The organism is Cryobacterium sp. PH31-O1, from assembly GCF_030063455.1.
Taxonomy (GTDB): domain Bacteria; phylum Actinomycetota; class Actinomycetes; order Actinomycetales; family Microbacteriaceae; genus Cryobacterium.
Window position 1 is genome coordinate 52,252 of sequence record NZ_JASITB010000002.1, and the last position, 25,729, is coordinate 77,980.

Consider the following 25,729-nt stretch of genomic DNA (forward strand, 5'->3'; position numbering starts at 1 on the left):
ACACATCCAGCATTCGAAAGGCCCTCCATGTCCAGTGTCCTCCCGCACCGTGCCCTGTCGAAAGCAAAACGAATGCCTCCCGCGACGTCGGCAAGCTACCCTAGGGCGTGGCACACTTTCCTAGTCGCGTTTTTTGCCTTACTAGCACTAAGCGGCTGCTGGGCTGCGGCATCCCCGCTAATGAGTGTCCCGGATGAGCCTTCGCACGCTATCAAAGCCGCCGCGGTCGTTCGCGGCGAACTCACGGGCACAGTCACAGCCGAAAGCCCCTTCCCGGAAGTCATCGTTCCAAAATGGGTTGCCCTTAGTCACGAGTTAACCTGCTTCGCATTTCAGGCCGATGTGGCACCGAGTTGCGCAGCAATAAATCTGGTTGATGTCACCCAAGAGACGTCTGTTTCAACGAGCGCTGCATATTACAATCCCGTTTATTACGCGATCACCGGACTTCCATCTCTCTTTCTAGACGGCAAGGTTGGTTTCTACGCCATGCGGTTGGTTAGCGCGGCGTTGAGCTGCCTCTTGCTCGCAAGCATGTTTCAAGCTCTTGCCCTCATGACCAGCCGCCGGTGGACCGCTATCGCTGCTGCCGTCGCGGTCACCCCCATGGTCCTTTACCTAAATGCCGCCGTGAACCCAAATTCACTCGAAATCGCGGCCACCGGCGCCGTATTCGCGAACCTGGCTCTCCTGCTGGAACAGAGCGGGCGCGCTCGCCAATCGGTTACCACCACAGTCTGGTTCACTGCCGCGGCAGCACTCCTAGCCAACGCGCGCGGGCTGTCGCTCGTTTTCTTGCTCGCAGCCGTCGTCCTGGCGGTGATGTCCTATCGTTTCAGTCGATTCCTCGCGGTACTTCGACATCCCATTACCTGGATCGGTGCAACTATCATCGCTGTTTCGACCGCATTTGCCCTTTGGTGGATCGCAACGGTCGACGCGCTTTCTACGACGCCCTTCGGCGGCGCAGGATCAACCTTTAGGCAGGGTTTCGAGGTCACAATGGACAAGACCTTCGAATACACAACCGGGCTTATCGGCTATTTTGGGTGGCTAGACGCGCCAGCGCCAGGCGTTGTGCTTTGGGTTTGGGCCACGCTCATCGGCTCGCTTTTGCTAGGGGTCCTCGCGCTGGGTCGTGGCAGGGCGCTGAGTGCCGCAATTCTCGCGGCCTTGGCGCTGCTGTTGCTGCCCCCCCTCTTCCAAGCGCTCATCGTCACGGAAAGCGGATACATCTGGCAAGGGCGATACAACTTGGCGCTGTATATCCTTCTCATGCTCACTGCAGGGAGAGCGCTCGACCGCACCCTCGGAAGACAGTGGATTCCGACCATGAATCGTGTACTGGTTGTGGGACTATCCGTAGCTATATTCGGTCATCTCGCAGCGTTCCTATGGCCTCTCCGCAGGTACGTTACAGGTATTCGTGCCGACCAATTTTGGATCGACATGGTGAGAAACCCACAATGGCAGCCTCCGTTTGGTTGGATTGCGTGGGTGGCTCTTTACGCTGTGATCCTTTGTGGCACAGCGTTGATCATCTACCCAGGATGGCCCGTCGCGAAGAAAAGGCTTTGAACGCTGTCTCGGCAACAAGGGTAGCGACCTGGCTCAAGGCCCAATAATTAGGGTGACTGTCGGCGGACATGAGAAGCTGGGCGTTATCTAGCCATCGTCGCAACACTTGATCAAATGTGGGCTAGTTCTTTGAGCCTATCGAAGTGCGTTTGGGATGGCTCCCAATTGCGCGATTCGCGGGGTCGGGCGTTGATCTTGGCGGCGACTTCAGCCAGGCGTTCGGGGCTGTGGAGGTTGAGGTTGGTGCCCTTGGGGAAGTACTGCCGAACGAGTCCGTTGGTGTTCTCGTTGGAGCCTCGTTGCCATGGTGAGTGTGGGTCGCAGAAGTAGACGGGGATCGTCGTGTTTTCTTTGAATTGGTGGTATTCGGACATCTCCGATCCTTGGTCCCAAGTCAATGTTTTCCGGAGGTGGGCTGGCAGGGCGGACATCGCTGCTCCGACCCGTTTACGGACCGTGACGGCATCGTGTTTGTCTCCGAGGTGCACGAGTATAAGGAAACCGGTGGTGCGTTCCACGAGTGTGGCGATCGCCGATCGGTTGAACGCTCCGCAGACGAGGTCGCCTTCCTTACGTTGTTGTGGTGGGTGATTTCGGGACTGTCGTAGTGTGTCGATCACCCTCGGGTGGCGGGTATGGCTGAGATCGCCTTGCCGCATAAACGGCTCACTGGGAATGGCCGCCCGCTGCCCGCAGATGACTAGACCGCTGATTGAGAATTGCGACATTGATCGCTAGGTAAGGACGTGCCGGCGTGGTTATCGACAGGGAAACTGCTATCAACGAGACGGAAGGAACCTTCAGATGCCAGCAGTATGGGCGGGAATTGATGCAGGAAAGCGGGCGCATCACTGCGTCGTGATCGACCAGACCGGGAAGACACTTCTCTCCCAACGGATAGATAACGACGAGACCGTGCTGCTCGAAATCATCGCCACGGTCACCGAGATCGCCGATGGGCACGAGGTCGTATGGGCGACGGATTTGAACTCAGGCGGCGCAGCTCTCCTCATTTCCCTGCTGGCCGATCACGGCCAGCAGCTGCTCTATATCCCGGGCAGAATCATTCACCATGCGGCTGCGACCTACCGCGGTGAGGGCAAGACAGACGCGAAAGATGCCCGAATCATCGCCGATCAGGCACGGATGCGCACCGACCTCCAACCCGTTCGCGAGGGTGATCAGATCAGCGTTGACCTCAAACTCCTGACCGCTCGACGCCTGGACATCATCCACGACCGGGTGCGCGCAATCAATCGGCTCCGCGCGACCATGCTGGAGTACTTCCCCGCGCTGGAGCGCGCGTTCGACTACTCCAAAAGCAAAGCCGCTCTCACGCTCTTATCGACCTACCAGAGGCCCGGAGCGCTTCGCCGGATGGGAGTGACGCGTCTGGCGGCATGGTTGAAAGCCCGCGGCTGGCGCAACAGCGCCACCGTCGCCCAGAAAGCAATCGACGCCGCGCGTGAGCAAGAAACGACGTTGCGCACCGAGATTGTCGCCGCCACCCTTGTGTCGCGCCTGACCGCCGTGATCACCGCGATCGACGCGGAGCTGGGGGAACTCGACGCGACCATCACCGCCCGGTTCAACGAGCACGAGAACGCCGAGATCCTGGAAAGCGTGCCCGGCTTCGGCCCCATACTCGCCGCAACCTTCCTCGCAAACATCGGTGGAGACCTCCGTAATTTTGAGAACGCCGATCGACTTGCCAGCGTGGCAGGCGTCGCACCAGCCCCCAGAGACTCCGGTCGCATCAGCGGCAACCACCACCGGCCCCGCCGATTCAACCGGCGGCTGTTACGCACTTGCTATCTCGCAGCACTATCAAGCTTGAAGAACAGCCCCGCCTCCAGGGCTTACTACGACCGAAAGCGCCGCGAAGGGAAAAACCACAAACAGGCGCTGCTCGCTCTCGCCCGGCGACGCATCAACGTCCTCTGGGCAATGCTGCGCGACCACACCCTCTACCAGGAACCAGCCGACATCCCGATGCTCAAAATCGCTTGACAAAGACTGTGAGTCTTGGGGTGGCTGGTCCGGGACTGGCTGGCAGAGTTGGTGTTGGTCGCTCCGCCGTGGTCGTGACTCATGACAAAACTGGCCCCTCGCGGGTGCCTTGCCTATGAACTGTCCGGCCGTGGTGGGTGACCGACGCCGGCCCGGCCCACCTCAGTGGCTTAATAAGAAGCATGCCCGATCCGTGCGGATCGTGGCTCATCACAGTTCTGCCCCGAAGTGATTCCTCTCCGGATCGGCGCCGGTCGTCAGCGACTGGATCATCGCCCATCTCAAAGAAAGGAACCCGGACACTATGGACACCATAGTTGCGCACACTCATCCGTTCGTTATCGGCGTGGACACGCACGCCAGAACCCACACCTACGCTGTCCTCACGGCGGCAGGTCAGCACCTCGGAACCGAAACGTTCCCCAATACCGGCGCTGGTCGATCCCGCGCAATCAACTGGGCCGGGCGTCGCTCTGGCGGCGTCACCGATGCGCTCTGGGTGATCGAGGGAGCCGGGAGCTACGGCGCCCAGCTGGCCCGCAACGTAGCAGACACCGGCTACCGTGTTGTTGAGGCCGCACGCATGGGCCGGACGGGCCGGCGCGGCATTGGGAAGTCCGACCCCCTCGACGCACGTCGGATCGCCGCCGCTGTGCTGGCCCTACCGGTCAATCAACTCCGCACCCCGCGGCAGGATGAGGGCGTGAGGGCAGCAGCGCAAATCCTCCTGACTGCCCGCGATGGACTCGCCGCTGAGCGCACCCGCGCGGTGAACGCACTCACCGCATTACTTCGGATTATCGACCTCGGCATCGACGCCCGACGTCCCCTCGGAGCACGCAAGATCGCCGAGGTCGCGCGCTGGCGCACACGAGAAGAAGCCCTCGCCGCGACCACCGCGCGCACAGAAGCAATACGTCTAGCCAAACGCATCCTCGAGCCCGACGCGGAGCTCGGCCAAAACATGACGCGTATTAGTGACCTCGTCGCAGCGAGCCCTGCAGCCGAGCTGCTGGAAAAAACTGGTATCGGTCCCGTCACCGCAGCCAGAACACTCGTCGCGTGGTCCCACCCGGGCCGGGTCAAAAGCGAAGCCGCTTTCGCCGCGATCGCCGGCGTGAATCCAATTCCCGCATCATCAGGCAACACCACACGGCATCGACTAAACCGTGGCGGAGACCGCCAACTCAACCGTGCCTTGAATATCATCGCGATGGTCCGAATGGTCCACGACCCGGGAACACACAACTACGTCGAACGCCGACGCGCTGAGGGAAAGACCGACCGAGAGATCCGCCGCATCCTCAAACGCTACCTGGCCAGAAGCATCTACCGGCACCTCAACACCGCGTCAGCCACAAAATTGGGGGTTGACGAGATATAGAAGCTTCATTGAGATTCCCAATGCCCAGGAACGACCCGGTCGTCGACCTCGGCGGGCCGCTCGTCTAGGAGCGGGCCGGAAAATCTCGAGCGCCTTGCGGTGCTGCTGCGTCGCGGTAGTCGTCCGCGCCGGCCCGTGCGCAGGTGACGGGTCATCTCCCGGGTCAGACCGTGGTTCTGCGGCGAATACAGGGCCTGGTAGATACTCTCATGCACGACGTTCATCGCGGGCTGGCCGGGGTAGTCGACGCTCTGTTAACGCCGGGCCAAAATAGGGCCAATAGTGCCGTTTGAAAACAGGACCACTATCTGTGTTTTCTACTGTAAGGCCCGGGGACTTCCCTGACACTTCGTGGTCAGGACATGCCTGACAGTTTATACTTCGGGTGTTTCAACTGGGGGCTGCGGGACCTTCCGGGGTCGGCCGCGTTTGTTGCCGTTGCCGTGGTAGGTGCCGACGGGGCCGAGGTCGACGATCTCACGGAGTAGTCGTCCGTCTTGGACGAGGTGCACGGTGACGAAGTTTTTCGCTTCGGTGACGCGGACTTTCTGACCCGACAGCGGCATCCCGACGTTGATCCGCCGCCTGCGGTATTTGATCGAACCGCTGGCGGAGACAATCAGGACGCGTGGTCCGGTGTTTCCTCCGCGGCGCACGTCGCTGGGGGTCATCTTCCGCGATGCGTCGTAGACGACTGCGGGCGTCTGTTGGTTGAGGGCGCGGTGTGGTCGTTCGTGGTTGTAGTACCAGCGGAATCGGTCGCACAGTGCTTGCAATTCCTCGATCGTGGCGGCGGGGCCGTTGTCGGCATAGAACTCTTTGAAGGTGCGGTGGTAGCGCTCGAGCTTCCCGCAGGTCTGCGGGTGTCGGGGTCGGGAGGTGGATGTTCAGCGCGGCCAGGCGCTCCTGGAAGAATACGGGCTTCTGGCCTTTGCGGGATTTGAATTGCAGCCCGTTGTCACTAATCAGCTGCCGTGGCACGCCGTGCTCGGTGATCGCGGTGTCCATCGCCTTCCACGCTGCATGCACCGTGAAGCGCCGGACGGCGGTTGCGCCGATCGCATAGCGGGCATGGTCGTCGAGCAGGTCGACGATCCACGCTTTCGAGCCGTCGGCCAAAGCAACCATAGTGCCATCGATCTGCCACAGATCGTTCGGGGCATGACGTTCGAACCGCTTCCATTCCTTCGGCGCACGGTGTTCCTGAGCCACGACGAGACCGTGCCGTTGCAACACCCGGTGGATCGTGGACACGACCGGCGGGCGGGCCAGACCGGCCTGCACCAGTTTCGTGTGCAGGGTCCGCGCGCCCCACCGCGGATTATCGACACGCAGTTTGACGATCAACGATTCGATCTCGGACGCCGTTCTCGACGGCGAGGTTGTCGGCCGCGTCGACCGCGGTTGCAGTGCAGGGACTCCCTCGGACCAGAGTCGCCGTCGGTATTCGTAAAACGACTGCCGGGATATGCCATACCGGCGACAAGCCGCAGCGACGCTGATGCCGTCGCGTTGCGGGGTCAACAGGATTTCAAGCCAACGCTCGTTCACACTCATCACTCTCATTCAAAAAGAGTGTCAGGGATGTCCCGCGTACAACCTGTCAGCGATGTGTCCGGGCCCTACACCCTCCATAGTGGCGGGTGGCCCTGTTTTCAATCGGCGATACTGGCCCTATTTTCGGTCGGCGTTAACACGCTCAGCTGGTAGCTGATCTGGCGCGGGCTCCACTGTTCTTTCAGCAGCTTCTGGACCGCATCGCGCAAGGTAGTGCTTGCAGCGATCTTGCTCTGTCGAGGACGTTTCCGGGAAGCGTCGGCGACCACCTGGGCAGCTCGGGGAGCGTAACGCTTGGAGCGCAGGGTCAGATTGCGCCGCACCTCTCGGCTGATGGTGGAGGGGCTTCGCCCGAGTGCTGCGGCGATCATTCGCAGCGACGACCCGGCGTGAAGGGCGTCGGCGATCCGGACACGCTCGTCAGCGGAGAGATACCGCGGCGAGATGACGGTGGCAGCGATTCGGGAGATTGGGGCGTAAGTGGTCTCGCGGCCGTGCGCCTTTTTCACGGTCCGGCCGTGCCTCCATCGCATCCCCGTTCGGCGGTTGATCTTCAACATTCGGCACGCCTCAGCGTTGCTGATTCCTTGCTGCATCAACCGAGCATATTCAGCGCGGGTCTCGGTCATCGGCAGCGCGCCGGTGCCCTTTTTGCGGGTTCTTGAATTGTCTGACATCGCTACTCCTGAAACTCCGGTGATGCGACGATGGCTGGAATACGCCCCGTTCCTCATGGCCCTTGACAGGGTGGCAAAGCATTATTCAAGATCGTATTGGGGGACAGAACATGTCTAAGAGCGTTTTCAGGGCCAGACGTTTGCCGGTCACTGCCGCTGCAATTGCTGCATTCGGCATGCTGCTGCCAGGGTGTGCAGGTCAGAGTGTTAACGCCGGACCGTCAGATCCCGCCCTTTCCGTCGGTCCGATTCCGAGCTCGATCGCACCGACATCGACGCCTGGTGCTCGCCATCGACCAGCGACTCCGGGGTCGCAACGACATGCATTAATGTGCTCAACACCCAACCATGTCCGACTTCGATGCCGGTGGTTACGGCCTTCAGACTCGCGACGGCCGAGAACTAGGCCGCAGGGCCAGTGGGAATGGCCGCAGCGAACAGAGGCAACACGTTCAACCAATTGTCGCCTGACCTTAGTTCTTGCAGCCGGGCGGCCGATGTGATCGGCCTCTTCTCACCAGCGACCAGGTGATAGATCGATCCGTCCGGAGTGCGGATCAAATCGGAGGCTTCAGCACCACTCGTCATCAACGCGCAGGTAAATTGATCCATTGCGACGAAGTCGAAGGGGTACAAACCCAGCAAGTCTGGTGCTACCGCGTGCACGGAACCGCCTGCAGCGACGAACGCGTCCGTTCCGCACGACAAGCCGAATGTCATGTTCGTTGCCCCCAGCGGGTAGGCCTGAATGCGTTCTTTCGTTGAATAGCTGAAGTCTCCGAATCCGGCTTCACGAGGAAAATCGAAGCTTGAAAGAGCGATCCTGCTGGTCACTCCGTTCACGAAAAAGACGGTGGCTTCTTCGGGCGAGCGCACGAGGGTACCAGCACGTAGAGCCACAGGGCCCACGGTGAATGTGGAAATGAGTTCTGACGAGACCGTCGTAATGACCGGGTCGCCCGTTGGCGTTAGGGCCAAAAGCGCATCCCAACCGCTTATCGGACGGATGTCAGTCGGCATGACCACGTAGACGCTTGCGTCGGTTGGCGACTTTATGAAGGAACCGGGGGCAATCCCGACCCTTGATGGGTAACTGTCGATGAGCGCTTGGGACACCGGGACTGGGTGGGCAGTGTTACCACCGCCAGAAATTTCGCGGCGACCGTCGACATTCAGCACTGTGGATGGGCCCGTCCCGGCTGCGCTGACCAAACCGGTGAAACCGTTCGCTGAAGCGGGAATCATGAGCAGGCTGGCCGAAATCAACGTACCACCCGTGCGGGGCGTCACACCCAACACGGTTTCGGAACCCTGGTTGATCGCGTAGCGTTTACCGCCCGCGAGGAGAAAGGAACTCCCCGTTGATCGCGATCTTGCGAATGAACCCTCGCGGACGATGGGTGCCGCCAATGTGAGCGCGGCGACGGCATTTTCGCTCAAGACATTCATTTGGCTGGTGATGCCGGCTAACGCCTGAGATTGCGCGTCCAGAATCTCAGCCTTCTGACCGCCCTGAATGTAGTATCGACTTCCCTCGACGGTTCCCAATACCGAGGTCAGCATCGGGCCAGTCTGGAAAGAATTGCTCTGTTGGTCGGTGAGCTGCACGTAACCATCTGCATCACAAGAAGCGGCGTAGTCCTCGGCCTGCCCGCAAGACGAGAACGGGAGTTTCATTCCGGAGTCGTAGAAGTAAATAGTGCCGTCTTTACTGCGAATGGAGCGGCCAACTGGGTGGGCGGTCGTGAATTTGTTCAAGTAGGCCTGGGAGACGTAACCAACGGCGCCGAGCGGGCTGAGTGAGCTAAGAATACCCAAACTCGTCACCGGATACTTTTTGGTGCCTGACACCAGAAATACAGTGGCGTTTTCGTTGCTGCGGAGCAAGCTGGTCCCCGTCGTTGGGGATCCGAACCAATCCGTATACATTCGCCAAAAGTTTCGGTTGCCATACGAACCGCAGGCGTCGCCAGATCCGTAAAGATTAGCGATCGCACTGGCATTTGGTTGATATGGAGTGTAGTTGTACAGTCCCGCCGTCGCTTGGTTCTGGATGAATACTGAGCTCGATCCGCAGTTCGCGTTGGGATTGAATCGCACCGCATTGACACGGCCTGGTACGTGATTCCACCGAGTCGGGTTCGCAGCGTAGTACTGGAATTGGAGGGCCGCCGCGTACACCTGATTGAAGAATCCGTAGTATGTAGTATCGCAATCAGCGGTATCGGGGCAGCCGTATCCCGTAGCACTTCGGTACTGGCGCGCCGTCGGCCAGCTGTCCGATACGAGACCCTGCTCCTTCTCCAAGAGAACGATAATCGCCTTCTGGCTGATGCCGCAGGCCGCGCCTACCCTGGTGATTATGTCGGCCGCACTCTCATTGGAGCGACCGTCGTAAGCGGCGCAGCGCCCGGAAACAGCGGCCTTGGTCGGCGTATCCTGGCGGTAGTCCTTCAGACAGGTGTAACCGGATCGACAGGTGGCTACCTGATTGGTTAGAAAGGTCTGCACCGAGCTCGCACTCATTGCCTGACCGTCAAAGAAGGCCGCGTCGCTGATGATGTTGCCCGGATCAAACAGTGCCCCATTGGCAGCCTGTGCCGAGGACATCGGGGTAACTGCAACGAGAACCGTTGTTGAGAGCAGAATCGTCACCATCAACCCTATGATTTTTCTGATTCTCATGGGATCTCCAGGCTTAGGGGCGGCGATGATACGGTCAAAGACTCAGATGTATAGGTGAGGACAATCTGCCAGCTGCCTTTGAAGAGGTCAGCCATTGGTACCTGCACAAAACCACACGAGGTGGTTGAAACGTTGGCGATCGCCGTACTGGTCGCTGTGTGTTCACTTTCAAAACCAGTAAGGGTAAAGGTGCACTGCCCGCCGTCTTCGACGATGCCCGACACATAGCCGGACGCTGACACATGTTGCCCGTCGACGTCCACTCCTGCGACGGAAATGACGGCCTCACTGGGAACGATCGGCGCGGAGGAATCCGAGGGTTTCTCCGGTTCCGCGCTAGCAAGGGGTGTTGAAGATGTCCCCACCGCACCCAGCTCGCCGTTTCCGCCGTACGCGCAAGCACTTATGCATCCGATGATGCAAATTGCGAGGATCGCTGAGCCCGCGTGACGCGCTCTGATTCTGGGTTGGTTCACTTGCTGTGGCACCGTTCATTATCCATACGGATTCTTAGACTATCCTTTCTCCCCGCGCCGTGGTCAAGAAAAGGTGCTCTCAGTCTTTGCACCTAGACTCCACATGTCCCTCGCTCACGAACGAAAGTAAGTTATGTCCAGCGCAAGTGCCGAAGAGCGTTCTCTGCGGATCGCCCAGGAACCCCTCCTTCCAGTCGGTCAGTCGACGGGCTTCATTACCGGTACTTGGTCGTCCATCAAGGAAGTGTTGGCACACCGAGAGCTTCTCGGGCTGCTCGTGCGCCGGGAGATCAAGGCCCGATATAAGGACAGTTCACTGGGACTCGTGTGGAGCCTGGCAAAGCCTCTTGCCCAACTCCTGGTGTATTACTTCGCGATCGGACAGATCTTGGGGGTGGCCCGAAGTATCCCCAGCTTCGCCATTTTTGTCTTCGTGGGCCTCATCGTTTGGGGACTGTTCACCGAAATCGTCTCAAGCGGAACGATGTCCATCGTGAACAACGCCGGGCTAGTGAAGAAGGTCTATCTTCCCCGCGAAATCTTCCCGCTTGCCGCCGTGGGCGGCGGCCTCTTTAACTTTGGTGTGCAACTCATCATCCTGATTGCGGCCACGATCATCGGAGGACAGGTCCCGCTGACTCCCGATCTGGCTTTAGCGCCTCTGGCCCTCATCAACGTGATCATTTTCGCATCTGCCATGGGCATGCTATTGGCCGCGGTGACCGTGTACTTGCGCGATTTGCAGCACCTGATTGAAGTCGTTCTGACGGTGCTGTTCTGGGCCTCTCCAGTCGTGTATTCCTTCAGTTTCGTGCACGCCGCAATTGCAGGAACATGGCTAGAGCAGCTGTACTTGGCGAACCCCGTGACACTCAGCGTCCTCGGAATGCAAAAGGCCCTTTGGCTGGCTGGCTCAACCGAGTCCAATCAAGTGAATTTTCCGCCTGACCTCGCCCTGCGACTGTGGATTTCGCTCTTCATAAGCATCGCTCTTTTGTGGATCGCGCAACGCATATTTTCGCGCCTTCAGGGCAACTTCGCACAGGAGCTATGAGTCATATGAACAACATGCCCTCGATCGTCCAAGTTCAGAACGTGTCCAAACGCTTTCTGCTCCACAAGGACAAGTCTCTCAAAGAACGCATCATGTTCATGGGACGCGCCCGCAAGCAAGTGGAGGATTTTTGGGCCCTACGCGATATTTCACTTGATATTGTCGCCGGCTCGACCGTGGGGCTGGTGGGCCATAACGGTTCCGGCAAGTCCACACTGCTGAAGGTCGTCGGCGGCATTATCCAGCCGACGAGCGGTTCGGTTGTGCGTCGCGGGCGCATGGCCGCGCTCCTTGAACTTGGAGCCGGATTCCATCCGGACCTGTCCGGGCGAGAAAATGTCTATCTGAACGCCGCGATACTGGGGCTCAGCCACAACGAGACGGATCGACACTTCGACGCCATTGTTGAGTTCTCTGGCATCGAAGACTTCATTGATACTCAGGTGAAGTTCTACAGTTCGGGCATGTACGTACGACTCGCATTCGCCGTCGCTGTGCATGTCGATCCCGATCTGCTTCTCGTTGATGAAGTTCTCGCTGTTGGCGACGAACCGTTCCAGCGAAAGTGTATGGACAAAATTGCCGAGTTTCAGGCCGATGGCCGCACGATTGTCTTAGTCAGTCATTCCTCGGATCAGGTAGGGCGGCTCTGCGACCGTGTCGTCGTGCTGGAGTCGGGCAACATGATTCACGACGGAGACCCAGCGCAAGGAATTCGGGTTCTGCGTGACGGCTACGAGGCCGTGCGCATCAGTGATCTTCAGGCGGCGCACGAGTCCGAACCGGTTCCTTCCCGCCTTGCAATCGAAACAGTATCCGCGCACACCGTAGTCGGCCCAGACGGCACTGACGTCGTCGTGCAAGTCATTGTGGACGTTGAAGAGTCCATGCCCGGCTGGGGGATGGGTATCGCAATAGAAACGACGTTAGGCATGCGCATCTACTCCAGCGACACGTTCTCGCTGAAACGGCAACTCCCTACGACCATTGGGCGCCACGTGGTGCAAATAACACTTCCTGACATTCGTCTCGGGTCAGGAAAGTACCTGGTCAGTGTGGGCCTAGCACTCGCGACTAAAGAGACGGTCGACCGTCGCCCCAACGCGGCCTCTTTCGACATGCCGGACGATCAACATTCCACGGGTCTACTTCGCATTCGCCCGACTTGGAAGATCGACCCCTCGGTAGCCAGCCCGGTGTGATGGCCTTGGTGCAATCGACGTCTAAGGCCTCGCCTCTAGGCTGCTTTGTTGCGGCTGTGCTCTAGGGATCCAGCGCGCACAGCGTCATCGTCGGACGGATCGACGAGAGTCGAAGCGCGGTAGCTCGTCCATTTGGCGACCTGATATGAAGGATTCACGAGCAACCAAAACAGCTTGCGCTTCCACCCGAAGTCGCCATCTCGCAGGATTCGGAGGCTGTCCCCGACGATTCCGCGGAAAGTCAAACGTAGCTGTCCCTTCGGAGTCAGGACAGGTATAGGAAATCCGATCTGACGCAGCCCCACAGTCTCGTCAAATATTCGTCTACGGTACTCATCGCGGGTGAGATCATTGGAATGTTCGACGGCAGCACGTCCGGCATAGGCCTTGCGATAGCCAGCCTCGATTAAATCTTTGCCAAAGAGCTGGTCTTCCGCGTAGCGCACGTCTCGGTACGGAATCACGTCAGTCAAAAATTCTCGGCGGGCCGCCGAGTTTACGTCCGAGTAGAAGCTGATCGCGTTGAGCACACCCTCACTCTGCACGAAGGTGTCGTTGTAAAAAATGGTTGTCCCGAAATCTGGGCCAAAGCCTGCGAACACACCTTGGATTTCGTACTTGAGCAGTGGAAAGCATCCCCGACGTGGGATCTGCTTGCCCATTACTGCAACGATCTTCTCGTCCAGAGAAAACGGTGCCAGCAGTTCTCGCAGCCACTGCCGGGAGACGGGAATAGCATCATGCGTCAGGAAAGCGATGAAGGTACCCCGGGAAAGACGAGCTGCCAAATTTCGGGTCCTGCCATGACCAAAGTCCGAGTTTGGAATCTCATGCAATTGCACAGCAGGGTAGCGCTTAACAATCTCAAGGGTGGCATCCGTCGAACCAGAGTCAATGACAAGCACTTCGACTTCACCTGCCACGTCCTGGCCCAGCACTTCGACCAGGATGCGTTCCAGGTAGGCCTCACCGTTGTAGGTAAGAATCGCAACCGTTACGAGGGGTGTGTCAGGCATTCGTGTCCTCTCGGATTTCTTCATAGGTTAAGCGCACTCCATCGTCCAGGGCTGTGAGAGGCGTAGTACCGAATTCGGCGCGATACCGGGCGGTGTTCAGCACAACTCGATCGACAAATGTCGGCGGTGTGGGCAACTCTCGCACCTCAAAGTCTGTATCCGTAACTCGACGGAGTGACTCAATTATCTCGGAAACAGAATGTCCCGCGCCGCTTCCTAAGTTATATAGGTTGTGTTCCGTCGCCTGACCAACGAGCGGCGTGATCATCCTGACGAGGTCCTCGACGTAGACATAATCGCGTACCATGGATCCGCTTCCCAAACGAACTACGGGGCGCCCCAAGGCGATCTGCCGCAAGGCGATGGGTATGAGACCCTGTTTCTTGTTGGGTTTCTGACGAGTGCCGTACGGATTCGAAATGCGCAACGCGGTCGAACTCAGGCCATGAGTCTTTTGGAAATAGTGCAGATAGTGCTCGATCGTCAACTTGCCAATGCCATATGGCGAAATTGGCAGGGCACGATCCGTTTCGGCATACTCCGCCTTGTCCTGCGGTCCATAGATCGCCCCACCCGTCGATGCAAAAAATACGTGCTGCGTTCCGGCGCTCACGCAGGCCTCAAGAAGTTCGACGGTTTGGGCCACGTTCGTGCGAATATCCAGAGTCGGATCGGCTTCCGCTGTTGCGGGCGTCGTCGTTGACAGAAAGTGAAAGACATGGTCCTGTCCCCGCACTGCTTCCTCCAGATCAGCGCGGCTAAGAAATTCTCCCTGAAGCAGGTTGACTCCTTGGGGAGTAAATGTTGGGGACCGCGAGCTAAACCGATCGAAAGCTGTGACCGTGTGTCCTGCAGAGGCGAGCGAGTCGACCAGATGCGATCCTATGAAACCGTTCGCGCCGATGACAACTACTTTAGCCACGCATGGCCCCCTGCAGCGCCTTGAGAAACTGCTCGCCCGATTCCGACCAGTTCACATTAGCGACGGACTCGGACATCGCTATCGAGCGCGCAACTGCGTCAGGATGATCAAAGACCTCGGCCATTTTGCGAGCAATCGCCTGCGGGGAAGCGGGGACATACTCAATGTACGGGTTGTCGGAGACGAGGCGATTGTTGGGGCCATCATTGACCACGGGCGTTACGCCACTCGATAGCAGCTCAAGCGGCAGCAACGACATATTTGACAACGACATTACGAGCCCGGCCGCGCACCGGTTGTAGACGCCATTCAGTTCAGAGATATCGAGGCTGGACAAGTTCGTGTGTTCAAACGGAATAACCCAGTTTGAGACGTCCCAGCCAGCCAGGTTGATCTTGACGTCTGGCTTGATCTTGGCGAATTCTTCGAGGGCCAAGAGACCGAATTCGAATGCGCGGCGCGGCGTGACCGGTCGGGCGTAGAAGAAGACCTCGTTACGGCGTTCGAGGTTTGTGACACTGTAATGGGCTTTGTCTACTGCGAAATCAAAATGGTCGGTTCGCATCCCGTATTCGGTAGAAAGTTTGTGCGAAAGCCACCCTCCCGCCGTGATCCCGTGGAAGCCGAAACGGTAAGTATTCCCAGCCAGAAGCGATTCGCTACCCAACGGGTAGAAGCTCGCCTCATAGTCCTGCACGAAATAGAAGCGACGTGCCTTCGATTTGTCGAGATATGCGGGGTACGCCGTCTCCCAGCCCGTCGCGAAGAGTGCCTGGGTTGAGGGGCTTACCCCGGCGGCACTGTCATACATGGCAATGCTGGCGGTGACTTCGGGGTACGCCGAGGAAGACTTCAGCATGGAACGAATGTCGGCGATGCTGACGTTCTGCGACCCGGTCGTATAGAGGTAAATCGAGCACCGATGTCCGGCTTTTTCCGCGATGTCAATAAAACGAAAAAGATTTTGATGCCCGCCGCTCTCAAGCCCTGGGGGAGACATTATCCAGGCGATGTCGAGGGGTCCGTCACTCACGGTCACCATCGCGTCCCGCCACGGTGCGGGCTGAGTCCAGTCCAATCGCGCGGCGTCATCGTTCGCAACCAACATGATCGGCTGGTGACGAACGAGAATTGCGCTGGCTTTTCTGAGACTTCGAGTGAAGAATATGCGCGGCCCGACAGCGTGAAAAACTCGCGCTGCACGCAGCAGCACACGAAGGGCCTTGCCGACCAATCCGCGCACTCCGCTCTCACGGACGATGCGAATACTTCTCTGAAGGATGCTCAAAAGTATTCCTCGGCTTCTTTACGCTGAATTGAATCTCTGAAAAAGTACATGACTTCGCGAGTCTAGCAAGCGAAGATTGGGGACACTCCGGTACCGCGAGGAGGCTCATTCGCGTCCCGGAAAAGCTACGCAAGGGGCCAGTGTCAAGGGCCATGAAGAACTGCCCACTGGCGGACACGGAAAATGCCCGCTGGTGGCGATGAAAACGCCCAGCTTGTCATGGCCGCCGACAGACCAGGTTAAAATTCATCTAACCTAGACAGACAATGAAGGATCGAATGGACGCAGCGCCCAGCTCCCCGGCAGGCACCAAAGGAATCGCAATCGTAACGGTGAGCTACGGCTCGGACGATGTCCTCGAGGCTTTTCTAGCGTCAGTTCCGGCCGCGTCGACACATGCGTTGCGCGTCGTCGTTGCGGACAATAAGCCAGGCGATCCGTTCGGCCTGATCCCCCGCATGACCATGGCTGCGGGCGCAGACTACCTGCCATTGCCCAGCAACCGCGGCTACGGTCACGCCATCAATGCGGCAGTGCGGTCCCTGCCCGCTGACATTGAATGGATCGTTGTCAGTAATCCAGACGTGATATTGGCGCCCGAGTCAATTGACGTATTGCTCAAATCTGCCGGCCAGGCGGCATCGATCGCTGCCATTGGACCACGAATTCTGTCGGCCAACGGCGAGATTTACCCATCTGCCCGGAAGATCCCGTCCTTGCGCTCTGGTGTTGGGCATGCGCTACTCGCCAACTTATGGCCACAAAATCCGTGGAGCCGCTTGTATCGCCGAGATGATGACATCGTCCCCGCACGTCGCGACGCAGGCTGGCTTTCAGGAGCATGCCTCATGGTGCGCCGTTCCGTCTTCGACGAACTCAATGGATTCGATGAGTCGTACTTCATGTATTTTGAGGATGTTGACCTGGGCTACCGCATTGGGCAACTCGGACTAAGAAACGTCTATGAGCCTGCCGCGACCGTGGTCCATACAGGCGCGCACTCCACGCAGGGTAACGCGGTTCGCATGATCCAAGCCCATCATGAGAGTGCCATGAGGTTCCTTTCAAAAAAGTACTCTGGCCCACTCCTGTGGCCGCTTCGTGCTGCGCTGGGAACTGGCCTCGCCGTTCGCGCTCGAATCGCGGCACGCCAGCAGAAGCCCTAACTGCGTGCTGCTCCGCGCAATTTATCGGCGACTATTCGCAACGGCTTCGTCACTCGCCAAGAGGTGCTGGCGAGAAGCGCGGATTGGCGAGCGCGTAGTTCCGAAATGACGATGTGATTCGATTGAATCTCGTCTTCTTTTTCAATTATCAAGACCCGCTGAGCCTCAGCTGCGGCGGTGAGGTGTGCAATTTCTGCGCGGGCTTCCTCGAGGAGGATTTCATACATCGCGACGGTGTCAAAGAAGACCGACCGCTGCCGGTTGCTTCGAGCGAGAGGATCGTCATTTACCGGGCTCACAAGTACTCCTTTACAAGTTGCGTCGTTTTCGCGTCCGCTGATTGTGCGAGTTCAAGTGATGCATCTCGTGACGACGTCGTTGCAGCAATCAGAATTGCCGCACTCACAGCATCGAGAAGACCGTCAAAGTCGATGTTCACCGGGAATTCTGAATCCCAGGTAGCCGCGTAGGTCGAGACCTTTGCGTTCTCTAGACTCACGCGGGGACGCCCAAACGAACCTGAGATAATCCGCCCGTGCAAGGACGAACCTATCCAAAGGCGCGATTTAGCGATCCAGTCAGCGAGTTCCAGTGGCATTCGGGTCTGTAAGACGGTGGGCTGAAGGGTCGGGGCGATGGCGCGCAGCGAGCCGAGAACCTTGTCGTATTGGTCAAGCCGATCGTGATGCCGTGCTGTGCCGGCCAGAAAAAGCACGGGTCGCCACCCTGTCGAGTGCGCAACTTGCGCCAGGGCAAAGGCAATTTTCTCCGAGCCGTATTTTTCGATGATGTATCCGTTGGCCTGAAATAAGAAAAAGGGTTCCGAATCAGATTCGGAAGTTCTTCCCATTTCGGGATATCGAAGAGAGATGGCGTGCACCATGTCGGGCGACACTGCAGCGTTGATTCCATTGCTTTCGGCAAATTCGCGAGAGGGACTGTCTCGAACGACCAGCGAATTGGCACGACGAAGTGCAGTAATCGCCGCTTCAGCACCAGTCGAACTCCCCGAGATTCGAAGCGCGTCCAAGCCCACAGAGTTGACAATCAGGGGTGTCGCACTGTTCAACGGGAAGCGGCCGAGTTCTGGAATGTACGCGGGCGCAGTCGTCGACGAGTCTGAAAGATACTGCGCAATAGCAGCACGACCTTGAGGAGTCGCTCTATCGAAAACTCGACCGTCATGGTCGTTCAGGGACATCGTCAGCGCGTTGCCGGTGTCCACACCACCAATCTCGCCTCCCACGACCCAGACTGCGTCCCACGATCGCGCAGCCAGCAGGTCGTTGTAGGGAAGAACCGGGTCACCAATCAAGGCGGCCATGTCTGCTCCGATGATTGAACCCGCCACAACACGATGCTCCGTGAGGTAACTCTTGGTGAGTTGATGAAAGAGAAGGTCACCGAAGTTGTCCCGTTCGTAGGCGCCGATGAGGAGCACCTCACGGCGCCGTTTCGCTTGTGACAATTGGCTACATTTTCCTCTCGCTGATGCGCCGTGGCTGGTCGTAGCCTCGCACCAGATCGGGCCAATCAGGTGGAAAAGTCTCTGGCCTACCTGGAAAGGAGGAGACTGCTGAGATAGCGACCATACCCGCTCTTGTGCAGCGGCTTGGCGAGTGCCGCGAGCGCATCATCCGTAATCCAGCCCGCACGCCAGGCGATCTCCTCGATGCAACCGACCTTGAAACCCTGGCGGTCCTCGATGACGCGCACGTATTCCGAGGCCTGCATCATGGATTCGAAGGTGCCTGTGTCGAGCCAAGCAGTGCCCCGGTCGAGCACCTGCACGTGCAGGGTGCCTTGTTCCAGGTAGCGTTCGTTGACCGTGCTGATCTCCAGCTCGCCGCGCGCGCTGGGTTCAATGGTCTTGGCGATCTCGACGACGGAATTGTCGTAGAAGTACAGACCAGGAACCGCGTAGTTGCTCTTCGGCTTTGTGGGCTTCTCTTCAATGGAGATCGCGGTGCCGGTCTCGTCAAATTCGACGACACCGTAGGACGTGGGATTACTCACGTGATACGCGAAGATGCGCGCGCCTTCGATCGCGGCGTTACCCCGCAACGCCGATCCGAGGCCAGCTCCGTGGAAGATGTTGTCGCCGAGAACGAGGGCCACGCTTTGGTCGCCGATAAAGTCCTCCCCGATGATGAAGGCCTGGGCGAGGCCGTCCGGTGATGGCTGAATAGCATATTCAATGCGGATGCCTAGATCGGAGCCGTCCCCGAGCAGTGCTCGGAATTGTTCGTTGTACTCCGGAGTCGTAATAATGAGGATCTCTTTGATGTCCGCCATCATCAGCGTCGACAAGGGGTAGTAGATCATCGGCTTGTCCCAGATGGGCATGAGCTGCTTCGAGATGCCCTTGGTGATCGGCCACAGGCGTGTGCCTGAGCCGCCGGCGAGAATGATTCCGCGCATGAGCGTTAGTTCCTGTCGTTCAAAGTGGCGTAGTAGGCGCGAGCTGCGGCCCACGTGGGGAGCAGACCGGAGGCAGCTGCAACCGCGAGAGTGGGGGCATCCGTGTCCTTGGGCGAAAGGAGCAGTTCCCCGGCTTCCGGCGGGAACACGAGGCCAACCTCTTGATCGAGCGGGCTAATGCCGTGTTCGCGGCCCGGGCTGAAGGTGCTGTTCACTAGATAGCTCACGGTGGCGTTGTCGGTGAGCGCGACGAAGCAGTGGCCGAGGCCCTCGGCAATGTAGACCGCGCGCCGGTCGGTGTCATCGAGGAGCACGCTGTCCCACTGACCGTAGGTCGGCGAGCCGACGCGAATGTCGATGATGTAGTCGAGAACGGCGCCGTGAACGGCAGTGACGTACTTGGCCTGACTTGGCGGCACGTCGGCGAAATGAATGCCGCGCACCGAACCGCGTTTCGAGACTGACGTGTTGGCCTGGGCAAGGTCGAGCTTGTGCCCAACTTTCTCTTCGAGCTTGTCGAAGCGGTACCACTCGAGGAAGACTCCCCGGTCGTCACCAAACTGCTTGGGGGTGATTTCGTAGGAATCGGGGATAGAAAGCTCTCGAATCTGCACGGTTGGCAGTCTACCAATGGGCGTCCGGTAGAATCGCGGAGGCCATGCAAGCGAACGGAACGGTTACTCCTATATGAAGATCCTCGTCACCGGCGGCGCCGGTTTTATCGGCTCCAACTTTGTTCGACGCACGATTGAAGACAAGTACCCGGGCCTTGAAGGCGCCGAGGTTGTCGTGCTCGACGCCCTGACCTACTCGGGCAACCTCGAAAACCTCGCCCCGATCGCCGACTCCCCGCGCTACTCCTTTGTGCACGGCGACATTCGCGACGGCAAGCTGCTCGACACCCTCTTTCCGGGCCTCGACGCGGTAGTGCACTTCGCCGCAGAGTCGCACGTGGACCGCTCAGTGATGGACTCGACGATTTTCGTGGAGACCAACGTGCTCGGCACCCAGCAGCTGCTCGACGCGGCCCTGCGCCACAAGCTCGCCCGGTTCGTGCACGTCTCCACCGACGAGGTCTACGGCTCCATCGCCGAAGGCTCCTGGAACGAAGAGCGGGCCCTTGAGCCCAACTCCCCCTACAGCGCCTCGAAGGCTGGCAGCGACCTGCTGGCCCGCAGCTACCACCGCACCCACGGCCTCAACGTGTCGATCACGCGCTGCAGCAACAACTACGGCCCCTACCACTTTCCCGAAAAGGTCATTCCGCTGTTCGTCAGCAACCTGATCGACGACCTGCACGTTCCCCTCTACGGCGAGGGCAACAACATTCGCGACTGGCTGCACGTTGACGACCACACCCGCGCCATTGCCATGGTGCTGGTCGGCGGCCGCGCCGGCGAGATCTACAACATTGGCGGCGGCACCGAGCTCACCAACAAGGAGCTCACCCAGCTGCTGCTCGATTCGACCGGCAAGGACTGGTCCTACGTCGACCGCGTCGCCGACCGCCTCGGCCACGACCTGCGGTACTCGGTGGACATCAGCAAAATTCAGGCCGAACTCGGCTATGCCCCCGAGGTTCCGTTCGAACAGGGCCTCGCCGACGTGGTGCAGTGGTATCGCGACAACCGTCAGTGGTGGGAACCGCTCAAGGCCCGTGCGGCGTTGAACTAGCATGACTCGTTATCTGATCACCGGCGCCACCGGCATGCTCGGCCGTGACCTGCAGACGGCTTTGGCCGGACGCGACGTGACCGCTCTCGGCCGCAGCGACCTCGACGTGACCGACCAGGGCGCGGTGAAAACCGCCGTCGCCGGGCACGACGTGATCATCAACTGCGCCGCGTACACCAAGGTCGACGACGCGGAGACGAATGAGGACGAGGCCTTCGCGGTGAACGCGGTGGGGCCGTACAATTTGGCGGTGGCGGCATCCGCTTTGCGGGCGAAGCTTGTGCAAATTTCGACGGACTACGTCTTTGACGGTAGCGCCACCACGCCGTATGCCGAGAACACCGTGCACAGCCCGATTTCGGCCTATGGCCGTACCAAGGCTGCCGGTGAAGAGTTCGTGCAGGTCGAGAACGGTTCGCGCAGCTATATCGTGCGCACCGCCTGGCTGTACGGCAAGAACGGCCCGAACTTTGCCAAGACCATGCTGAAGGCCGCCGCCACCCGCGACACCCTCAGCGTGGTCACCGACCAGGTGGGCCAGCCCACGTGGACGGTCGACCTGGCCGCCCAAATTGTGCTGCTGCTCGACAACGACGCGCCCGCCGGCATCTACCACGGCACGAACTCGGGTATTGCGTCGAAGTTCGACCAGGCTCGTGACGTGTTCGCCCTCGCCGGGCTCGACCCGGAACGCATTAAGCCCACCGACAGCTCGGCTTTTGTACTTCCTGCGCCACGGCCGGCCTATTCGGTGCTCGGCCACGCTAACTGGGCTGCGGCCGGTCTGGAACCGATGCGCAGCTGGCAGTCGGCCCAGGCCGAAGCATTCGCTGCCGGGGTTTTCGAGACAGCATGATCACCCTGCGGGTAGTCGTTGACCAGATGGTCGCCCCGGTGCCGGGCGGCGTCGGGCGTTACACCGAGGAACTCACTCGCGCCCTAATCGCGACCGCACCGGCGGAGTGCAACGTTGAGGGCATCGTCTCGTCGTCGACCCCCGCAGAGTACGAACGCATCGAGGCAGCACTGCCCGGCCTGGGCAGCCTGCACAAGACCGCTCTGGCAAGGCGCGAGCTCGCGGCGGCCTGGGCGCTCGGCGTGACCGCGTCGTTGGGAACCGGCCTGATTCATGCGCCGGGACTGCTCGCCCCCCTGCGCCGCCACAACCGTGCCGAAGACCACACCCAGATTGCGGTGACGCTGCACGACGTGCTCGCCTGGACGCATCCGTCGTCGCTGACCCCGGCAACCGTGGCCTGGACCAAGAGCATGCTCAAGCGCGCCCGCAAGCACGCCGACGCGATCGTCGTGCCGAGCCACGCCGTGGCACGGCAGCTGACCGAGATCATGGACCTCGGCGACCGGGTGCGCGTGATTGGCGGCGCGGTGGGGCGGGGCCTCGTGCTGCCGGCCATTCCGCTGGTAGAAGAGCGTCTGCAGGCGCTGGGGCTGCCGTCGCAGTATCTGCTGACCTCGGGCTCGCTCGACCCGCGCAAGGCCGTGATCGCGCTGATCACAGCGCTCGGGCTGCCGGGAGCCCCCGACCTGCCGCTGATCGTGCTGGGACCAGACACCTGGGGCGAACTCGACCTCGCCTCGGTCGCCGATGAAGCCGGGCTGGCACCGGGGCGCGTGCGTGCCCTGTCGGGGCTGAGCGACTCCGATCTGGCCGTCGTGATCGCCCGGGCCAGCGTGTTCGTCTACCCGAGCCTGGAGGAAGGCTTCGCGCTGCCGATCATCGAAGCGTTCCACCTGGGCACGCCGGTCGTGCACTCCGACGCCCCAGCCCTGCTCGAAGCCGCCGGTGACGCCGGCGTTGCGGTCGAGCGCTCAGACCCGAAGGAATACCCCGCAAAGCTCGCTGACGCGGTGAACCGGGTGCTCGGCGACAGCGTACTGCGCAACCGCATGAGCATCTTCGGCGGCGACCGGTCGCGGGCCTTCAGCTGGCGGGACTCCGCCGAGCGGGTCTGGCAGCTGCACGCGGACCTGTAGTTCTCGTGCGCCTACTGCGAGACCAGCGGGTGCGGTTTCTCGCGGTCGGTGCCACGAACACGCTCGTGGGGTATCTGGTCTTCTCGGCCTTCACCCTGTGGGTATTCACGGATGTCTACCTCGGCTACCTGCTCAGCCTCGCGCTCTCCTACGTGGTCGGCATCACCCTGGCGTTCGTGCTGTACCGGCGATTCGTGTTCGTGGTGCACGGCCACGTGGTGCGCGACTTCATTCGGTTCGTGAGCGTGTACCTCGTGGCTATCGGCATCAATGTGGCCGCGTTGCCGCTGCTGGTTGAGGTTCTCTTGGTGCCGCCACTACTCGCCCAGCTGATAATTCTCTTGATAACGACCCTGCTGAGCTTCTTTGGGCACAAGAAGTTCTCGTTCCGGCGGAGCGAGAGAACCAGCTGACCGAGGCATATGCATCCGCTGGCGTGCTGTAATGATGCTTGCTACAGCGTGCTACTCACGGCTACACTCAGCGCATGAGCTTGGTTCCTGTTCGAGAATTGCGCAATCACACCGCTGATGTCATTGAACGCGCGCGTCAGGGTGAAGAAGTCACGATCACGTCCAACGGAGTGGCGATTGCAACCCTCGTGCCGATCAGTGCGACCAAACGGCCATTTCTCACGAAAGACGAATTTATCCGTTTGACTCGGCAGCCGAAGGACCCCGTTGCCGACTACTACGACGACGAGGAAGACGACGAAACTACGGACGACCTCGGTCCGATTCAGTGACGACCACCCGGGGCCTCCTCGATACGAGTGTTTTCGTTGCACGGGAGTCCAATCGCCCACTCCGCGTCGACCTGCTTCCCTTGGAACAGGTTGTCAGTGCGATCACTCTGGGCGAACTGTCTGCGGGCGTGCATGCTGCGGTTAACGCTGACAGCAGAGCGATGCGGATGAAGACTCTCGACATGCTGTCTGCAATTGCCGTTCTTCCAGTTGACGCTGAAGTCGCTGCCATTTGGGCGCGACTGCGCCAGAACCTGCGTGACAACGGGCGCCGGCTCAACGTCAACGACCTGTGGATCGCATCCACGGCACTCGCGCATTCCTTGCCCGTCTACACTCAGGACACCGATTTTCAGGTGTTGTCAGACCTGGGCGGCCCCGAAGTGATTGTGGTCTAGCGCTTACGTTGGCGTCATACTTCTCGCAGTGCGCCTGAATTAGGCGGGTCGCGGTGCCGGGATTGCTGTCTCGACGGGCTCGACCTGCGGAGGTAGTAGGGTTCCGCCGACACCGACGCGTTGGTGCCGGGGCCGGCACGCGTCGGCCTACGGCGTGGGGGTGCCGGTGGGCGCGGGGGCCAGGGCCGCCGCGACCATGGCCTGAATGGCGGCGTAGTCGGGGTCTTCGGGGTCGACGCCGTTCTCCGGAATCAGCGGCACCGACACGACCGGAAGTTGCTTGGTCTTGGAGGCGAGGTTCACGAAGTAGCCGAGCATTCCCTGCGGCACGTCGGTCTTCACGACGCGGGTGCCGGCGGCGGCCACTCCCTGGAACTTGGAGAGCACGTTCGCCGGGCTGGCCTGCGCGAGCAGAGCCTCCTGCATCTGGGTCTGGCGCTGCATGCGGTCGTAGTCACTCGTGCCGTGCCGCGAGCGGGCAAACCACAGGGCGTGGTAGCCGTCCATGTGTTGCATGCCCGGTTCAAACCAGAACAGCACCTTGGTGAAGCTCTCGTCGGTGTGCACCGGCACTCGGTTCTGCACGTCAATGTCGACGCCGCCGAGCGCGTCGATGAGGTCGGAGAAGCCCTGCATGTCGATGAGCACAAAATACTGAATGCTCAGTCCGGTGATGCCCTGCGCCGCCTCGAGCGTGGCCTGAATACCCGGGGAGCTGCCCTCGGCCACCGCGTCGGGATAGTACTCCGGGCGTTTCAACTCGGCCTCGGTGAAGACGGAGTTGAGCATGCAGGCCGACACGTCGCATCCGTCGATGGAACCGTAACCCTCAGGGTAGAGCGCTCCGAGCGAGGAACCGGCTGAGAACGGCACGTTCTCGAGGTTGCGCGGCAGGCTGATGGTCGTGGCCTGGCCGGTCGTGGCGTCGATGCTGACTACCGAGAGGCTGTCGGGGCGCAGGCCGTCTCGGTCGGCGCCGGCGTCACCACCAAGCAGCAGAATGTTGTACCGGCCGTCGACCGGGGGTTCGCTCGGTCCGGCGACGAAGACGGAGGAGAGAAACCCGCTCGCCGAGGTGGCGACGAAGGCGCCATAACCGGCACTGCCGGAGACCACGATCATGAGCGCCGCCGAGAACGCAGCAATGATCGGGCGGGCGCCGGGCGCGGCCTTGACCAGGTTGATCAGGCCGAGGGTGTTGAGGGTGAGTATGAGCCAGGTGAGAGCGTAGAACGCGAGTACCGCGGCCGCCGCCCACAGGCCAATGGTGCTCGTGAACACGGTGAGCATAACCTCGGGCCAGAGCAGGTAGACCGCGCCGGCGATGATCGCGATGATGACCAGCGTGAGCGTTGCGCGAAGGCCGAACCGGCCAAGCCTGCGGTTGCCGGCGAGCACCTGCGCCGAACCGGGCAGTACGAAATTGAGTACGACCAGCCACCACGCACGCGTTGTCATGATGCGCGTGGAGCCGGAATTCG

The 25,729-nt window shown here is 60.1% G+C and carries 23 protein-coding genes and 2 pseudogenes; 12 read left to right on the forward strand and 13 right to left on the reverse strand.

Going from position 1 to position 25,729, the window contains the following annotated elements:
- Positions 1-72 precede the first annotated feature (72 nt).
- Complete coding sequence (locus tag QMK31_RS05020; RefSeq protein WP_283500260.1) at positions 73-1,578, forward strand: DUF2142 domain-containing protein; 1,506 nt, start codon at positions 73-75, stop codon at positions 1,576-1,578.
- 110 nt (positions 1,579-1,688) lie between these two features.
- Here QMK31_RS05020 and QMK31_RS05025 read toward each other — a convergent pair whose 3' ends face one another.
- On the reverse strand, positions 1,689-2,306 hold the full coding sequence (locus QMK31_RS05025; RefSeq protein ID WP_349361544.1) for an IS30 family transposase: 618 nt from the start codon (positions 2,304-2,306) through the stop codon (positions 1,689-1,691).
- 76 nt (positions 2,307-2,382) lie between these two features.
- Here QMK31_RS05025 and QMK31_RS05030 point away from each other — a divergent pair, with 76 nt between their 5' ends.
- Entirely contained in the window at positions 2,383-3,588 is a 1,206-nt protein-coding gene (locus QMK31_RS05030) for an IS110 family RNA-guided transposase (RefSeq protein WP_283499869.1), read from the forward strand.
- A gap of 304 nt (positions 3,589-3,892) precedes the next feature.
- On the forward strand, positions 3,893-4,972 hold the full coding sequence (locus QMK31_RS05035; RefSeq protein WP_283499870.1) for an IS110 family RNA-guided transposase: 1,080 nt from the start codon (positions 3,893-3,895) through the stop codon (positions 4,970-4,972).
- A gap of 374 nt (positions 4,973-5,346) precedes the next feature.
- Here the strand turns inward: QMK31_RS05035 and QMK31_RS17310 are convergent.
- The 4 genes and pseudogenes from QMK31_RS17310 to QMK31_RS05050 all read right to left on the reverse strand — a co-directional run.
- A pseudogene (locus tag QMK31_RS17310) lies at positions 5,347-5,796 on the reverse strand (integrase core domain-containing protein); the annotation flags it as partial.
- A 64-nt stretch (positions 5,797-5,860) separates the two neighbouring features.
- Positions 5,861-6,538 (reverse strand): annotated as a pseudogene (locus QMK31_RS17315) (DDE-type integrase/transposase/recombinase); the annotation flags it as partial.
- Positions 6,539-6,627: 89 nt separating this feature from the next.
- Positions 6,628-7,263, reverse strand: a complete 636-nt coding sequence (locus QMK31_RS17320) for a transposase (RefSeq protein ID WP_502852514.1) — start codon at positions 7,261-7,263, stop codon at positions 6,628-6,630.
- 345 nt (positions 7,264-7,608) lie between these two features.
- Positions 7,609-9,891 (reverse strand): hypothetical protein, encoded by a 2,283-nt coding sequence (locus tag QMK31_RS05050; RefSeq protein WP_283499872.1) that lies wholly within the window; start codon positions 9,889-9,891, stop codon positions 7,609-7,611.
- 609 nt (positions 9,892-10,500) lie between these two features.
- Here QMK31_RS05050 and QMK31_RS05055 point away from each other — a divergent pair.
- Both QMK31_RS05055 and QMK31_RS05060 read left to right on the forward strand, forming a co-directional pair.
- Complete coding sequence (locus QMK31_RS05055; protein ID WP_283499873.1) at positions 10,501-11,421, forward strand: ABC transporter permease; 921 nt, start codon at positions 10,501-10,503, stop codon at positions 11,419-11,421.
- Positions 11,422-11,435: 14 nt separating this feature from the next.
- Positions 11,436-12,623: an ABC transporter ATP-binding protein gene (locus QMK31_RS05060; protein WP_283500261.1), complete on the forward strand. Its 1,188-nt coding sequence runs from the start codon at positions 11,436-11,438 to the stop codon at positions 12,621-12,623.
- Positions 12,624-12,658: 35 nt separating this feature from the next.
- Here the strand turns inward: QMK31_RS05060 and QMK31_RS05065 are convergent, their stop codons facing one another.
- From QMK31_RS05065 to QMK31_RS05075, 3 genes are read right to left on the reverse strand one after another with little or no spacing between them, the layout of a single operon-like run.
- On the reverse strand, positions 12,659-13,639 hold the full coding sequence (locus QMK31_RS05065) for a glycosyltransferase family 2 protein (RefSeq protein WP_283499874.1): 981 nt from the start codon (positions 13,637-13,639) through the stop codon (positions 12,659-12,661).
- Complete coding sequence (locus QMK31_RS05070) at positions 13,632-14,561, reverse strand: NAD-dependent epimerase/dehydratase family protein (protein WP_283499875.1); 930 nt, start codon at positions 14,559-14,561, stop codon at positions 13,632-13,634. The genes QMK31_RS05065 and QMK31_RS05070 overlap by 8 nt, the downstream gene beginning before the upstream one ends.
- Positions 14,554-15,849, reverse strand: coding sequence for a rhamnosyltransferase WsaF family glycosyltransferase (locus QMK31_RS05075; RefSeq protein ID WP_283499876.1), 1,296 nt, complete (start codon positions 15,847-15,849; stop codon positions 14,554-14,556). Before QMK31_RS05075 ends, QMK31_RS05070 begins: the two co-directional genes overlap by 8 nt.
- A 278-nt stretch (positions 15,850-16,127) precedes the next feature.
- On the opposite strand from QMK31_RS05075, the gene QMK31_RS05080 reads away from it, so the two are divergent.
- Positions 16,128-17,015 carry a glycosyltransferase family 2 protein gene (locus QMK31_RS05080; RefSeq protein ID WP_283499877.1) on the forward strand — a complete coding sequence of 296 codons (888 nt, stop codon included), beginning with the start codon at positions 16,128-16,130 and terminating at the stop codon, positions 17,013-17,015.
- On the opposite strand, the gene QMK31_RS05085 is transcribed toward QMK31_RS05080, so the two are convergent.
- The 4 genes from QMK31_RS05085 to QMK31_RS05100 all read right to left on the reverse strand — a co-directional run bounded on the left by QMK31_RS05085 (position 17,012) and on the right by QMK31_RS05100 (position 20,050).
- A complete protein-coding gene (locus QMK31_RS05085) occupies positions 17,012-17,314 on the reverse strand; it encodes a hypothetical protein (RefSeq protein WP_283499878.1) in 303 nt (100 codons plus the stop codon). The genes QMK31_RS05080 and QMK31_RS05085 overlap by 4 nt on opposite strands.
- Positions 17,311-18,456: a polysaccharide pyruvyl transferase family protein gene (locus tag QMK31_RS05090; protein WP_283499879.1), complete on the reverse strand. Its 1,146-nt coding sequence runs from the start codon at positions 18,454-18,456 to the stop codon at positions 17,311-17,313. The genes QMK31_RS05085 and QMK31_RS05090 overlap by 4 nt, the downstream gene beginning before the upstream one ends.
- 113 nt (positions 18,457-18,569) lie before the next feature.
- Positions 18,570-19,436, reverse strand: a complete 867-nt coding sequence (rfbA, locus tag QMK31_RS05095; protein ID WP_283499880.1) for a glucose-1-phosphate thymidylyltransferase RfbA — start codon at positions 19,434-19,436, stop codon at positions 18,570-18,572.
- Between the two features lie 5 nt (positions 19,437-19,441).
- The gene (locus QMK31_RS05100) at positions 19,442-20,050 is read right to left on the reverse strand and encodes a dTDP-4-dehydrorhamnose 3,5-epimerase family protein (RefSeq protein ID WP_283499881.1); all 609 of its coding nucleotides are present in this window, start codon (positions 20,048-20,050) and stop codon (positions 19,442-19,444) included.
- A gap of 73 nt (positions 20,051-20,123) precedes the next feature.
- On the opposite strand from QMK31_RS05100, the gene rfbB reads away from it, so the two are divergent.
- The 6 genes from rfbB to QMK31_RS05130 all read left to right on the forward strand — a co-directional run bounded on the left by rfbB (position 20,124) and on the right by QMK31_RS05130 (position 24,248).
- Positions 20,124-21,110 (forward strand): dTDP-glucose 4,6-dehydratase, encoded by a 987-nt coding sequence (rfbB, locus tag QMK31_RS05105; RefSeq protein WP_105035105.1) that lies wholly within the window; start codon positions 20,124-20,126, stop codon positions 21,108-21,110.
- A 1-nt stretch (position 21,111) separates the two neighbouring features.
- On the forward strand, positions 21,112-21,966 hold the full coding sequence (rfbD, locus tag QMK31_RS05110; protein ID WP_283499882.1) for a dTDP-4-dehydrorhamnose reductase: 855 nt from the start codon (positions 21,112-21,114) through the stop codon (positions 21,964-21,966).
- Positions 21,963-23,105, forward strand: a complete 1,143-nt coding sequence (locus QMK31_RS05115; protein ID WP_283499883.1) for a glycosyltransferase family 4 protein — start codon at positions 21,963-21,965, stop codon at positions 23,103-23,105. Before rfbD ends, QMK31_RS05115 begins: the two co-directional genes overlap by 4 nt.
- Before the next feature lie 5 nt (positions 23,106-23,110).
- Positions 23,111-23,518: a GtrA family protein gene (locus tag QMK31_RS05120; protein ID WP_283499884.1), complete on the forward strand. Its 408-nt coding sequence runs from the start codon at positions 23,111-23,113 to the stop codon at positions 23,516-23,518.
- A 74-nt stretch (positions 23,519-23,592) separates the two neighbouring features.
- Positions 23,593-23,850, forward strand: coding sequence for a type II toxin-antitoxin system Phd/YefM family antitoxin (locus QMK31_RS05125; protein WP_283499885.1), 258 nt, complete (start codon positions 23,593-23,595; stop codon positions 23,848-23,850).
- The gene (locus tag QMK31_RS05130; protein ID WP_283499886.1) at positions 23,847-24,248 is read left to right on the forward strand and encodes a type II toxin-antitoxin system VapC family toxin; all 402 of its coding nucleotides are present in this window, start codon (positions 23,847-23,849) and stop codon (positions 24,246-24,248) included. The genes QMK31_RS05125 and QMK31_RS05130 overlap by 4 nt, the downstream gene beginning before the upstream one ends.
- Before the next feature lie 147 nt (positions 24,249-24,395).
- Here the strand turns inward: QMK31_RS05130 and QMK31_RS05135 are convergent, their stop codons facing one another.
- On the reverse strand, positions 24,396-25,706 hold the full coding sequence (locus tag QMK31_RS05135; protein ID WP_283499887.1) for an LCP family protein: 1,311 nt from the start codon (positions 25,704-25,706) through the stop codon (positions 24,396-24,398).
- Between the last annotated feature and the right edge of the window lie 23 nt (positions 25,707-25,729).